We start from the raw sequence: 13,128 nt of genomic DNA on the forward strand, positions 1-13,128 counted from the left end.
TGCAAAAGGATAAACTACCATGCCGAACGAACGACATTATTCCAATGAACTGAATCTGGAAAGCGTGGGCATCAACCTGCCCTACAACATGCAGGCAGAGCAGAGCGTGCTGGGTGCGGTGCTGCTCAAACCGGAAACGCTCACCGACTTGGTGGAGATCATCCGGCCGGAGATGTTCTACACCCGGCAGAATGCGCAGATCTACTCCGAAATGCTGCGCCTGTTCACCGCCGACCAGACCATCGACTTTGTGACGTTGCTGGACGCTGTTATCTCGGACGGCGTGTTCCCCAGTGCCGACGAAGCAAAGGTGTACCTGACCGGCCTTGCCGAGACGGTGCCCAGCATTTCCAACGTGAAGGCCTATGCCCAGATCGTGCAGGAAAAGTATCTGGTGCGCCAGCTGATGGGCGTTGCAAAGGACATCCTGCAGGATGCCGGAGATGAGCCGGATGCCGACCTGCTGCTGGAAAACGCGGAGCAGCGCATTTATGAGATCCGCTCCGGCCGCGATTCCAGCGCACTGACACCGCTTTCCTCCAGCATGGTGGAGACCCTGACCAACCTGCAGAAGATCAGCGGCCCGGATGCGGACAAATACAAGGGCATCCCCACAGGCTTCCGCCTGCTGGATACGGTGCTCACCGGCCTTGGCCGCGGCGATCTCATCATCCTTGCGGCCCGCCCCGGTATGGGCAAGACCAGCTTTGCACTGAACATCGCCACCCGCGTGGCCATGCAACAGAAGGTGCCGGTGGCCATTTTCAGCTTGGAAATGACCAAGGAACAGCTTACCAACCGCATCCTTTCTGCTGAGGCCGGCATCGACAGTCAGGCATTCCGCACCGGTGCCCTGCGCGCCGAGGACTGGGAATATCTGGCCCTTGCCACCGAAAAACTGCACGATGCACCCATCTATATGGACGATACCTCCGGCATCACCATCACCGAGATGAAGGCGAAGATTCGCCGGGTCAATCAGGACCCCACCCGCCCGAATGTGGGCCTCATCGTCATCGACTATCTGCAGCTGATGACCACCGGCCAGCGCAGCGAAAACCGCGTGCAGGAGATCAGCTCCATCACCCGAAACCTTAAGATCATGGCAAAGGAAATGAATGTGCCCATCATCGCACTTTCTCAGCTGTCCCGTGCGGTGGAAAAGCAGGGCAACAATTCCAGCCACCGGCCCCAGCTTTCCGACCTGCGCGATTCTGGTTCTATCGAGCAGGATGCCGACTGCGTTCTGTTCCTGTACCGCGATTCCTACTATGCCAGCCAGAACCCGGACGGCGCTGAGGTGGATGCCGATACGGCAGAGTGCATCGTGGCGAAGAACCGTCACGGCGAGACCAGCACGGTGCCGCTGGGCTGGGATGGTGCCCACACCCGCTTTATGGATGTGGACTTTAAACGCTGATGAACAATGAAAAAATTCTGGCGCATGTGCGCATGTTTGCTCTGCGAGAAAAGCTGCTTTGTCCGGGTGAGCCGCTGCACTTGGCTGCGGCAGTGTCCGGCGGGGCGGACAGCATGGCACTGCTGCGCATCCTGCTGGCCCTGCAGCCGGAATTCGGGTTTGTGCTTTCGGCCTGCCATGTGAACCACGGCCTGCGCGGTGAGAGCGCCGACCGGGACGAAGCCTTTGTGCGGGCGGAATGCGCCCGGCTGGGTGTGCCGCTGCGGGTGTTCCATGCTGCAGAGATGGCCGACGAAGTGGGCCTGCCGTCGGAACATGCCGGGGAGGACTGGGCGCGCCGCCTGCGCTATGCCTGCTTTGCGCGTTTGTGCGGGGAGGGGATAGATGACGTTGCAACGGCCCATACTGCAAATGATCAGGCTGAGACCCTGCTGCTGCGGCTGGCCCGGGGCACGGGGCTGCACGGTGCGGCAGGCATCCGGCCAAAGCGCGGGTGCTACCTGCGGCCATTGCTGGCCCTTACCCGGCAGGATACCGAAAGCTTCTGCCGTGCAGCCGGGCAGGCATGGGTCACAGATGAGACGAACGCGACCGATGCCTATGCCCGCAACCGGGTGCGCCGTGCGGCACTGCCTGCACTGCAGAGCACCAACGGCGCAGCGGTGGAAAACCTTGCCCGCTTCTGCGAGAAGGCAGCCCGCGCGGATGCCTATTTTGCCCGGAAGGCCGAAGAGCTGCTTTCTGCTGCACGTCTGGATGCGGCACAGGCTGCCATCAAAAGCCCGGAAGCCTGCACGGTGTGGCGGCTGGACCCACTTTCCGCTGCGGATGCGCTTATTTTGGAAGCAGCCATGCATTCGCTGACGGCTCCCGTGCGTGACGCAGAGGAAAAATATGTGCAGCTGCTGTGCGGCCTTGTGCGGCGCGGCAGCGGTGCGGTACAGCTGACTGACCGGGTGCGCTTTTGTGCCGGAGACGGATGCTTCTGGCAGGAGATTGTGCCGGAACGGTCCCGGCAGCAGGAAGACAAACGGCCGGAAAGCCAGCCCTTTCAGCCGGAAAAACAGGCAGAATACTGCCTTGCGGGCGGCTGGAAGGTGACTGCAGGGCTTTTTACGGCTGATTTTGAAGAAAAAATACAAGTCGTTCATAAAAAAGACTTAAAAAATCAGGCGGATTATGCTAGAATAACTACGTTGTATGCTGGTCTTGTCCTGCGCACCCGCCAGCCGGGAGATGTCTACCGCCCGGCGGGGCGAAGTGTACACAACCGGCTGCGCAAGTGGATGAACGAAACGGGCATCCCGGCCAGCCAGCGCGATCAGCTGCCGCTGCTGGCGGCGGGCAGCGAAGTACTGTGGGTCTGCGGTGCGGGCTTTGCCGAGGGCCTTGCCCCGGATGCAGACACTGCGCAGGTGCTGCAGATGGAAATGGAACATAGGGAGGAAATAACATGAGTATGCATGATGATATCAAGACTGTTCTGGTCAGTGAAGAAGAGTTAAAGGCAAAGGTTGCTGAGCTGGGTGCCCAGATCAGCAAGGATTACGAGGGCAAGAACCTTGTTCTGGTGTCCATCCTCAAGGGCTCGGTGGTGTTTATGGCCGACCTGATGCGTGCGGTGAGCATTCCCTGCAGCATCGATTTTATGGTGGTGTCCAGCTACGGTGGCAGCAACACTGTTACCAGCGGCCTTGTAAAGATCATCAAGGATCTGGACGGTGATCTGTCCGGCAAGGATGTGCTGATCGTGGAGGATATTCTGGATACCGGCGTCACCCTCTCGAATCTGGTGCCCATGCTCAAGATGCGCAACCCCAACTCGGTAAAGATCTGCACCATTCTGGACAAGCCCAGCCGCCGCAAGGCCGATATCCAGCCCGACTACGAGGGCTTCCAGGTGCCGGACGAGTTCGTGGTGGGCTACGGTCTGGACTACGATGAAAAATACCGCAACCTGCCTTATGTGGGTGTGCTCAAGCCTGAAGTCTACGAGAAGTGATTTCTCACACTATAATTCATCCAAGAACTGGAGTTGATTTTTTTGCAATCCAAAAGACCCCGTTTCAATCCGCTGATCCTTGCTCTGGCGCTGGCGGCGGTGCTGATGGTCTGGTCGGTGCTGGGCGGCACCGGCTCTGCCAACAGCTCTTCCATGGAATATTCCACGGTGGTGCATTATTTTGAAAGCCTGCAGGTCACGCAGTTCTCGCTGGACCTGAACACCGGTGTCATCACCATGAACCTCAAGGAAGGCGGCAAGAACAACCTGCCCTTGCCCGATACCACGTCCCAGAGCACCACGCAGGCCACCGGCGGACTGCTGAGCGGTATGCTGTCCTCCTCGGATGAGGATACTGCTGCGCAGAAGAACAGCGACGGCACTGTGACTGTGCGCTACAAGCTGCCCTATGCATCTATGTTCGTCAAGTATGTGGGCGACTACATTGCCGCCTATGACGAAGCAAACCCGGATGCTCCCATGGTGTACGATTATACCCCTGTCAAGGAAAACATCCCATGGATGGAGATCTTGTTCTATCTGGCAATGCTGGGCTGCACCGGCTTCCTGCTGTTCTCCATGATGCGCGGCGGTGCTGGCGGCGGCGGGATCATGAACGTTGGCAAAGCCAAGGTGAAGGACGAGCACGAGAACCAAAAGACAGCCACCTTTGCCGATGTTGCCGGTGAGGACGAGGAAAAGGAAGAGCTGAAAGAGGTCGTGGAGTTCCTGAAAAGCCCGGAGAAGTTCAACACTCTGGGCGCACGCATCCCCCACGGCGTGCTGCTGGTAGGCCCTCCGGGCACCGGCAAGACCCTGCTGGCCCGCGCCTGCGCAGGCGAGGCCGGTGTGCCCTTCTATTCCATTTCCGGCTCTGACTTTGTGGAAATGTACGTCGGCGTGGGTGCATCCCGCGTGCGTGACCTGTTCGATAAGGCCAAGAAGTCCATGCCCTGCATCATCTTCATTGACGAGATCGATGCTGTGGGCCGTCAGCGCGGTGCCGGTCTGGGCGGCGGCCACGATGAACGCGAGCAGACCCTGAACCAGCTGCTGGTGGAAATGGACGGCTTTGAGGCCAACGACGGCATCATCGTCATGGCGGCCACCAACCGTGCCGACATTCTGGATAAGGCCCTGCTGCGGCCGGGCCGCTTTGACCGTCAGGTCTATGTGGGCCTGCCGGATGTCAAGGGCCGTGAGGAGATCCTCAAGGTCCACACCAAAAAGAAGCCGCTGGCCCCGGATGTCTCTCTCAGGGTCATTGCACAGCGCACCGCAGGCTTTGCGGGCGCAGACCTTGAGAACCTTGTCAACGAAGCGGCCCTGCTGGCTGCACGCCGCAACCGCAAGGCCATTACCATGGAGGATATCGAGGAAGCTTCCATGAAGGTGATGGCTGGCCCGGAGAAGAAGAGCCGCGTTGTGACCCCGGAGGAAAAGAAGCTGACTGCTTACCACGAGGCAGGCCACGCTGTGGCGGGCTTCTACTGCAAGCATCACCCCCGTGTGCACGAGATCACCATTATCCCGCGTGGTCAGGCTGGCGGCTACACCATGTACCTGCCCGAGAAAGACCGCAGCTACGTGACAAAGGGCGAAATGTTCGAGGATATCGTTTCCAGTCTGGGCGGCCGCGTGGCCGAACAGCTGATCCTGGAGGATATCTCCACCGGTGCTTCCAATGATCTGCAGCAGGCCACCAACATTGCCCGCCAGATGATCACCAAGTACGGCTTCTCGGAGCGGCTTGGCCCTGTGGTGTACGGTACCTCGCAGGAGGAAACCTTCCTGGGCCGCGATCTGGGTCAGGGCAAGGGCTACAGCGAGACCACCGCTGCCGAGATCGACGGCGAGATGCGGGATATCATTGATGAAGCCTACGAGACCTGCCGCCGCACCCTGACCGAGCACATCGATCAGCTGCACGCGCTGGCACAGGCCCTGATGGAACGCGAGAAGCTCAACGAGCAGGAGTTCAACACCATTATGGCGGGCGGCACACTGCCCCCGCGTGAAGGCGATGAGCCGAAGCCGGAACAGCCTGCTCAGACCGTGCAGGCTGCCCCTGCAGAGACCGCTCAGCAGGCCGAAACTGCTGAACCTGCAGAGACCGCTGAGCCTGCCGAACAGGCCGAAACGGCCCAGCCGCTGCCGGAGACCGCTGCACCGGAAACGCCGGATGCACAGGATCCGCAGAACTGATTTGATCCCAATGGAAAGGAGCGAGTGTCGTGGAGGAAAATTTTAACCCGGTCGCACGGACCCGCGCAAACTATTACACCCCCGGCAGCCCGGTGCAGTTCGTCTGCGTGGAGCTGCTCAAGGGTGATGTCAGCGGGGAGCACGCGGTCTGCCTGACCTTCAAGAATATTTCCAAGGTGACCCTGACCGCGCTGGAGATCCACTTCAAGTGCAAGGGCGTGGACGGCGTGATCCTGTGCGAGGACCGGTTCGAGTACCGTGACTTGGAAGTAAAGCCCGGCGAACTGTTTGGCATGGACGATGCGGTGTTCGTTACCGCAAAGGCCATCACCAGCGTGGATGTTTCGCTGTGCAACGTGTACAACGGCAAGCGGGTGGTGCATCTGGACGGCATCAAGCGCGTGCGCCTGCCTGCCCCCAAGCGCCTGTCTGCTGAGCTGGAAAAGGCGCTGGAGACCCGCATGAACCGCCCGGAGCTGAAGTATCAGCCGCAGGTGTTTGAAAATGGCTGGTACTGCGCCTGCGGTGCCTTCCACCCGAAGGAGGAGGATACCGTGTACTGCTCGGAGTGCGGCTGCGACCGCATCCTGCTGCAGAACGCGCTGAACACCCTGCTGCAGCCGGAACAGCCTGCCCAGACCGAGCCGGAACTGGAAACGCCTCTTGCCCCGCAGGCTGAAGAGCCTACCCGCATTATGGGCGCAGCGCCCGTGCAGGAGGAGCCGACCCGGATCATGGGTGCACCGTGCCGTGAAGCAGAACCACAGCCGGAAGAACCTGCTGCAGAGCAGACCCGTGTGCTGGATGCCGGAATGCGGACAAAGTTCCCGGGCAGGGCATCTCATGCAGCTGCGGACGAAGGCACCCGTGTGATGCCTGCTGCAGCCCGCCGTGCACAGCCGATATCTCAGCAGCCGGAGCCTGCCTATGACGACGAGGAAGAATACGAGGACGAGCGCGACAGCGTGGCCGAAGCGCTGATCCGCTGGGTGCCGCCCATCACTGCCATTGTCTGTGCAGCAGTGGCACTGTGCGGCTTCGTGTATTACCAGTTCGTGCTGTAACACAAACAGCAGCGGAGAGGGCGGTGTGCCTTCTCCGCTTTTTTGTATGCCAGAAGAGGGGAGAACCATTATGCCGGAAGAAGCCTTACAGGCTGCCTTTGAGATCAAGACTGCCTGCGATGAGATCAGCCGCCGCCTGCTGCGCTGGCACTGGGAGCACAAACCCGGTGCGCACAGCTTGGGTGCATTGCTGGATCACGTTGCACAGCGCCAGCAGGAAAGCCCGGACTATTACGACCGTATGCCGGATCTTTCCGGCAAAAACAGCTGGCAGCAGCTGGATACCACCATTTGTATGCGGGTTCTGCTGGACCCGGAAAAGGATGCCGCCAAACCGCTGGACCTGCTGGGCAATACCAGCAATCCGGGTGCGGCCCGCCGCGCCTGCAATGCTGTGCGCACCGCCCGCAACGAAGCCGCCCACGCCACCGATCACACCGATGCCGCTCAGGCGGCGATCCTGTTCAACGAGGCGGTGGAGAGCTTGGAAGACGGCTATGTGGGCACGGCTTTCCGCGAGAATGAGCTTGCCCGCTATTACCGCGATGCAGAAAATTATCTGGCACGCTGCGGCGCAAAGGAGCCGATCGCATCCAGCCGTGCGCCGGAAGAAAAAACGGCTGCGCACGAGCCAGCCCGCCAGAGCACAAAGCAGGGCCAGAACCGCAGCGCCCAGAGCCGCAAAACGGCCGGCAGCCGTTCCTCCGGCAGCAGAAGCACCACAGCGCGCAGCAGCTCGGCCAAAAGCCGCAGCACGGCAGGCCGCAAAAAGAAACAGAGAAGAACTGGCAATAAAACCGTGTTTATCGTTCTGCTGGTGGTCCTGCTGCTGGGGCTTGCCGTGCGTGCATGGAGCATGGGCGCAGCCTGACCGCCTGTAATGCCCTGCTTCTCAGAAAAAAGCCGTCTTTTGTACACAGTTGCCAGAAAAACAAAAATGCGTTCGGAATAAACCGGGAAAAGCGCATCTTGCGGGATGGGTGAAAGCGGTTTATAATAAGCATGAAAACGTTTACACATAACAATGCATCCCAAAAGAGAGAAGTACTGCAAATGACCATCAGTGATATTGCAAAAATGGCGGGTGTATCCAGTGCGGCAGTCAGCCGCTACCTGAACGGAGGCCCCCTGAGCGAACAGAAGAGGGCTGTTATCCACGAGGTAGTGGAAAAGACCGGCTACCGCCCGGATACCGCCGCCCAGACTCTGCGCACCGGAAAAGTGAATCAGGTGGGGGTGATCGCTCCCAGCATCGGCTCCCAGTCGGTGGGGCAGATCACGGCAGGCATTGCCAGTGAGCTGGATGCAAAGAGCTATCTGATGCTGCTGGGAAACACCGAGCTGGACGCCCAGCGGGAATTGGGCTATCTGACTGCCATGCAGCGCAACCACGTGGCGGGCATCATCCTGCTGGGCAGCTATTATACTCCTCAGCTGGCGCAGGCGCTGAAAAACTGCCGTGTGCCGGTGGTGGTAACAGGCCAGCGTTTTCAGGATGTGGCCTGCGTGTACAACGACGACCGCACTGCAGCCCGGGAACTTGCCCAGCGGATGCTGGACCATGGCCGCAAAAGGATCGTTTATATTGGCGGTACAGAGCGGGACGATGCCACCGGCGTGCAGCGCCGTGAGGGCGTGCAGGATGCGTTGAACGCTGCCGGACTGAACGGCGAACAGATGCCCCGCATCTGCTGCAACGCCTTTACCATGGAGGAGGGCCAGCGCTGTATGCAGGAACTGCTGGTGCGCTGCCCGGATCTGGACGGTGTGGTCTGCGTGACTGACACGGTGGCCTTTGGCGCCATGCGTGCCCTGCGGGAAGCAGGACGGCATGTGGGGCAGGATGTGGGTCTTGCAGGCGTTGGCGACAGCTGGGCTGGCAGCATGATGGAACCGGGGCTGGCAACGGTGCGCTTTTACCAGAAGCAGGTGGGGCAGGAGGCTGCCCGGATCCTGCTGCAGATGCTGGAAGAGAATGGGAGCAGCGGGCCTGTGCGTCAGGTGACGCTGGGCTATCAGATCGTGGAGCGAGGCTCCCTTTGATGATAAAGGATAAAAGTATGGGTCGTAAGCTGATTTTTCTGGATATTGACGGCACGCTGCTGCCGCCGGGTGATATGCTCATCCCGGAAAGCACTCTGGCTGCACTGGATCGCGCCAGAGCAAACGGACACAAACTGTTTTTGTGCACCGGCCGCAACCACCGCATGACCGAACCGCTGCTGCGGCACGACTGCTTTGCGGGCGCAGTGTGCAGCGCCGGCGGCTATGTGCTGTGCGATGGCAAGACTCTGGTGGATATCCCCATGGAGCCGCAGCAGGCTGAAGGCGTGCGCGCGGCGCTGGAACGCAATGGCGTGGAGTGCACGCTGGAAGCCCGGGATGCCACCTTTGGCGGAAGCAAAATGGCTGAGAGGTGGAAATTTATCCACAAAAAGAACGATGCACCGCTGAACAGCGAAGCGGAGCGCTGGCGCAAAGCCATGGAAGAGGGCATGTCCATCCTGCCGCTTTCCGATTACAAAGGGGAACCGCTGTATAAGATCGTGTTCATTGCCGACCACGAGAGCGACCTTGCCGAGGCAAAGCAGCTCTATGCCGACCAGTTCGTGTTCTGCGAGAGCAAGCTGGACAGCCTGACCGATGGCTTTGTGAATGGTGAGCTCATCAACCGCAAATTTGATAAGGGCACCGGAATCAAGGCCATCTGTGATCATCTGGGCTGCACGCTGGCGGATACCATCGGCTTTGGTGACAGCGATAATGACCTGCAGATGACCGATGTGGCGGGCATCAGTGTGTGTATGGCCAATGGCTCCGAAAACCTGAAAAAGCGGTGCGACCGCATTGCTCCCTCGGTATACGAGGACGGCATTGCAAAGGAGTTCAAGGCGCTGGGTCTGATCTGAAAAAACAACAAAGGCTGCGGCAGGGATAAGACCCGGGCCGCAGCTTTTTTGCTGCCACAGGGTTTTATAAAACGGAAAAACGTGGTAGAATAAACCAGAATGCCGGGTTCAAAGCCCGGCAAAAAGGGAGGAATTGAAATGCGTTCTGTTCTGGAAGTATGTGTGGACAGCACTGCCAGTGCACTGGCAGCAAAGCGCGGCGGTGCCAGCAGGCTGGAACTGTGTGCCGACCTGATCGTGGGCGGTACAACGCCCAGCCTTGCGCTGGTGCGTCAGGTCAAGGCGGAGACCGGCCTGCCGGTGCGCGCTCTGCTGCGGCCCCGGTTCGGAGATTTCTGTTACGACAGCTACGAGCTTGCCCAGATGGAACAGCTGGCCGCAGAGCTGGTGGAGGCCGGGGCGGATGGTATCGTGACCGGTGTGCTGACCCCGGAAGGGCAGCTGGATGCGGAGGCCATGCGGCCCATTTATGCGGCGGCGCGCAGGGCAGCGGAAAAGGCAGGCCGTCCGGTGGCGTGTACCCTGCACCGTGCCTTTGATGTCAGCGCCGACCCCTTTGCGGCACTGGAAACGGTCCGGAGCATGGGCCTTTGTACCATCCTCACCAGCGGGCAGGCGGCGAGTGCCCCAGAGGGAGCGGAGCTTCTCGGCCGACTGGTGGAGCGGGCAGGGGACAGCGTGGAAATTCTGGTAGGTGCCGGTGTCACGGCACAAAACATCCCGGCACTGGCCGCACAGACCGGGGCACATGCGTTCCACCTTTCCGGCAAGCAGGTGCTGCAAAGCCGCATGACCTTCCGCCGCGAGGGTGTGCCCATGGGGCTGCCGGGCTTTTCAGAGTTTGAGGTATGGCAGACGGGCGAAGAAAACATCCGTGCTGCACGGCAGGCACTGGATGCGATCAAGAACAACTAAAACGAAAGCGCTCTCCCAACGGAAACCCGGTGGGAGAGCGCTTTTTTATGATGATGAATTTGAAGGGTGAAGATAGCTTAGTAATGCAGCTCGTCGCCGGTCAGTGCTTCCAGCACCGGCAGCATGGCAGCGGCTTCGGCCTTGGCGGCGGGCAGATCCATATCGCGGTAGTTGCCGCACTCCACTTCGCTGGCCCCGGGCACAGCGCCCTCAAAGCCAGCCATGAAGCGGAAGGATTCCACCGTCAGCTCCAGTGCCTCGGCGGGAGTCAGGCCGCGGGTGAGCAGATAGAAGCCGGTGCGGCAGCCCATGGGGCCAACGTAGATCACGCTGTCTTTAAAGGCGCTGTTGCGCGCATAGGTGGCAAACAGATGCTCCAGCGTGTGGGCGGCACCGGTGGACAGGTAATCGCCGTGATTGGGCCTTTTCATGCGGATGTCCCATGTGAGAACATCGCCGTCCTGACGGCTCAGATACATGCCGCGGTCCAGTTTGGTATGGTCAACACAGAAGCTTGCAATGCGTTCCATGATCTTCTCCTTTGGCTTATGCCTGCAGGCGCTGCACGCTGCCGTGAGCGCAGTCCACAGCGATCATCAGACCGTCACGGATGTGGCTGGTAGCACCGGCGGCACCCACAACGGTAGGCTTGAGCAGGGCCTTGCCGGCAATGGCAGCGTGGCTGTTCAGGCCCGGCTCTTCCACCACCAGAGCGGCGGCATCACGCACATAGCTCAGCATTTCGTTGCTGGTGGAGGGCACCACCAGAACCATGCCGGGCTTGAACTTTGCACGCACCTCTTCCAGAGTGCGGCAGACGCAGGCCTTGCCGGTGGCGCTGGTCACGTCGGCATTCTCGCGGCCAACGCCCACACCGGTAGCCAGACAGTTGCCTACCATGTGGATCTTGATCATGTTGGTGGTGCCGGACACGCCCACAGGCACGCCTGCGGTCACAACGGCCAGCTCACCGTTGTGCAGGTAGCCGTTCTCCTTGGCCAGAGAGGTGGACATTTCGATCAGCTCATCAGTGCTGTGTGCCAGAGGCATCATCAGCGGGGTGATGCCCCAGCTCAGGGCCAGCTGACGCTGCACCTGCTCCTTCATCACGCAGGCGATGATGGGCTGCTCCGGGCGGTACTTGCTCAGCAGACGGGCGGTGTTGCCGGACTCGGACACGGTGACGATGGCGGCAGCGTTCACGTCCTTGGCGGTCAGGCAGGCAGCGTGTGCAGTTGCATCGCTCACGCTGATCTTGCCGGTGTTCTCGGCGAGGGGCGCAAAGCGGGCGTGGTTCTCCTGCTCGGTGCGCTCAGCAATGGCAGACATGGTCTTGAGGGCCTCCACGGGGTAAGCACCGGCAGCAGTCTCGCCGGAGAGCATGATGGCAGAGGTGCCGTCGTAGATGGCATTTGCCACGTCAGAGATCTCGGCGCGGGTGGGACGGGGGTTCACGATCATGCTGTCCAGCATCTGGGTAGCGGTGACGATGGGCTTGCCAAAGGAGAAGGAGCGCTCGATGATGTTCTTCTGAATGCCGGGCAGCTCGGTAAAGTCGATCTCAACGCCCAGATCGCCGCGGGCCACCATGACAGCATCGGCTGCAGCCAGAATGCTGTCGATGTTGTTCACGCCCTCACGGTTCTCGATCTTGGCGATGATGCGGATATCGGAATCATACTCGTTGAGCAGGTTGCGGATATCGTACACATCCTGTGCGGTGCGCACGAAGGAAGCAGCGATGAAGTCAAAGCCCTGCTGTGCGCCAAAGATGATATCGTCGCGGTCGCGCTGGCTCATATACGGCATGGACAGATGCACGCCGGGCACATTGACACCCTTCTTGTTCTTGATCTTGCCGTTGTTCAGCACCTTGCAGACGATGTCCGTATCGTTCACGGTGATGATCTGCAGCTTGATCAGGCCGTCGTCCAGCATGATGGTGCCGCCGGGCTGCACATCCTGCGGCAGGTCCTTATAGGTGATGGAGCAGATCTCCTTGGTGCCTTCCACCTCGCGGGTGGTCAGGGTGAAGGTCTGGCCGGCTTCCAGCATTTCAGTGCCGTTCTTGAAGTCCTTCAGGCGGATCTCGGGGCCTTTGGTGTCCAGCAGGGCGGCGACCGGCTTGCCCAGCTCTTCACGAATGGCTTTCAGCTTTTCAAAGCGGCCCAGATGCTCTTCGTGAGAGCCGTGGGAAAAATTAAAACGGGCAACATTCATGCCGTTGGCGACCAGCTCGCGCAGAACGCCTTCCTGATCGGTGGACGGGCCCAGAGTGCAGATGATCTTTGTTTTTCTCATATACTTTTACTACCTCCAACTACAACTTCACATTCTCTATTTTGCGGCAGGCTGTCCGCTGTCATACAGACAGCTGCACGTGGCCAACGGGAAAAATCCCGTGCTGTGGTACAAAAGCGGAAAAATCCTGTGGTTCAAAACTTTTCCACCTATTATTATATCCGCTGGGATACAATAGGGCAAGGAAAACTTTGCGCTGTGGCTGAATTTTTTAGGCGGTCAAGAAATCTTTGCCACGGAATGACGCATTTACGTTTAAAAATGAAAAAACGCCCGGTCAATTCGTGAACAAAATGACGAACATTTTGGTGA

Annotated in this window: 11 protein-coding genes; 9 read left to right on the forward strand and 2 right to left on the reverse strand. The window is 59.6% G+C overall.

Going from position 1 to position 13,128, the window contains the following annotated elements:
- Positions 1–19 precede the first annotated feature (19 nt).
- From dnaB to GKG34_RS00625, 9 genes are all read left to right on the forward strand, one after another.
- Positions 20–1,420, forward strand: coding sequence for a replicative DNA helicase (gene dnaB / locus GKG34_RS00585; protein WP_005939997.1), 1,401 nt, complete (start codon positions 20–22; stop codon positions 1,418–1,420).
- Positions 1,420–2,877, forward strand: coding sequence for a tRNA lysidine(34) synthetase TilS (tilS, locus tag GKG34_RS00590; protein WP_154255359.1), 1,458 nt, complete (start codon positions 1,420–1,422; stop codon positions 2,875–2,877). The genes dnaB and tilS overlap by 1 nt, the downstream gene beginning before the upstream one ends.
- Positions 2,874–3,422 carry a hypoxanthine phosphoribosyltransferase gene (gene hpt / locus GKG34_RS00595; protein ID WP_005940003.1) on the forward strand — a complete coding sequence of 183 codons (549 nt, stop codon included), beginning with the start codon at positions 2,874–2,876 and terminating at the stop codon, positions 3,420–3,422. The genes tilS and hpt overlap by 4 nt, the downstream gene beginning before the upstream one ends.
- Positions 3,423–3,455: 33 nt before the next feature.
- Positions 3,456–5,627 carry an ATP-dependent zinc metalloprotease FtsH gene (gene ftsH, locus GKG34_RS00600; protein ID WP_154255360.1) on the forward strand — a complete coding sequence of 724 codons (2,172 nt, stop codon included), beginning with the start codon at positions 3,456–3,458 and terminating at the stop codon, positions 5,625–5,627.
- Positions 5,628–5,656: 29 nt separating this feature from the next.
- Positions 5,657–6,691, forward strand: a complete 1,035-nt coding sequence (locus tag GKG34_RS00605; protein ID WP_243139180.1) for a hypothetical protein — start codon at positions 5,657–5,659, stop codon at positions 6,689–6,691.
- Positions 6,692–6,761: 70 nt separating this feature from the next.
- Entirely contained in the window at positions 6,762–7,562 is an 801-nt protein-coding gene (locus tag GKG34_RS00610; RefSeq protein ID WP_165852546.1) for a hypothetical protein, read from the forward strand.
- 182 nt (positions 7,563–7,744) lie between these two features.
- Positions 7,745–8,734 carry a LacI family DNA-binding transcriptional regulator gene (locus GKG34_RS00615; protein WP_097781943.1) on the forward strand — a complete coding sequence of 330 codons (990 nt, stop codon included), beginning with the start codon at positions 7,745–7,747 and terminating at the stop codon, positions 8,732–8,734.
- On the forward strand, positions 8,734–9,600 hold the full coding sequence (locus tag GKG34_RS00620; protein WP_223387859.1) for an HAD family hydrolase: 867 nt from the start codon (positions 8,734–8,736) through the stop codon (positions 9,598–9,600). Before GKG34_RS00615 ends, GKG34_RS00620 begins: the two co-directional genes overlap by 1 nt.
- 138 nt (positions 9,601–9,738) lie before the next feature.
- Positions 9,739–10,515: a copper homeostasis protein CutC gene (locus GKG34_RS00625; RefSeq protein WP_097778172.1), complete on the forward strand. Its 777-nt coding sequence runs from the start codon at positions 9,739–9,741 to the stop codon at positions 10,513–10,515.
- Between the two features lie 77 nt (positions 10,516–10,592).
- Here the strand turns inward: GKG34_RS00625 and GKG34_RS00630 are convergent, their stop codons facing one another.
- Positions 10,593–11,045 carry an S-ribosylhomocysteine lyase gene (locus GKG34_RS00630; RefSeq protein ID WP_154255361.1) on the reverse strand — a complete coding sequence of 151 codons (453 nt, stop codon included), beginning with the start codon at positions 11,043–11,045 and terminating at the stop codon, positions 10,593–10,595.
- A 16-nt stretch (positions 11,046–11,061) separates the two neighbouring features.
- On the reverse strand, positions 11,062–12,816 hold the full coding sequence (pyk, locus tag GKG34_RS00635) for a pyruvate kinase (RefSeq protein WP_154255362.1): 1,755 nt from the start codon (positions 12,814–12,816) through the stop codon (positions 11,062–11,064).
- Between the last annotated feature and the right edge of the window lie 312 nt (positions 12,817–13,128).

Source organism: Faecalibacterium sp. BIOML-A4, from assembly GCF_009679665.1.
Taxonomy (GTDB): domain Bacteria; phylum Bacillota; class Clostridia; order Oscillospirales; family Ruminococcaceae; genus Faecalibacterium; species Faecalibacterium taiwanense.

Excerpts from the sequence above, each read along its gene's own strand:
- GKG34_RS00630 (WP_154255361.1), bottom strand. The coding sequence starts at position 11,045 with ATGGAACGCATTGCAAGCTTCTGTGTTGACCATACCAAACTGGACCGC.
- GKG34_RS00625 (WP_097778172.1), top strand. The coding sequence starts at position 9,739 with ATGCGTTCTGTTCTGGAAGTATGTGTGGACAGCACTGCCAGTGCACTG.
- pyk (WP_154255362.1), bottom strand. The coding sequence starts at position 12,816 with ATGAGAAAAACAAAGATCATCTGCACTCTGGGCCCGTCCACCGATCAG.
- GKG34_RS00615 (WP_097781943.1), top strand. The coding sequence starts at position 7,745 with ATGACCATCAGTGATATTGCAAAAATGGCGGGTGTATCCAGTGCGGCA.
- GKG34_RS00610 (WP_165852546.1), top strand. The coding sequence starts at position 6,762 with ATGCCGGAAGAAGCCTTACAGGCTGCCTTTGAGATCAAGACTGCCTGC.
- hpt (WP_005940003.1), top strand. The coding sequence starts at position 2,874 with ATGAGTATGCATGATGATATCAAGACTGTTCTGGTCAGTGAAGAAGAG.
- GKG34_RS00620 (WP_223387859.1), top strand. The coding sequence starts at position 8,734 with ATGATAAAGGATAAAAGTATGGGTCGTAAGCTGATTTTTCTGGATATT.
- tilS (WP_154255359.1), top strand. The coding sequence starts at position 1,420 with ATGAACAATGAAAAAATTCTGGCGCATGTGCGCATGTTTGCTCTGCGA.
- dnaB (WP_005939997.1), top strand. The coding sequence starts at position 20 with ATGCCGAACGAACGACATTATTCCAATGAACTGAATCTGGAAAGCGTG.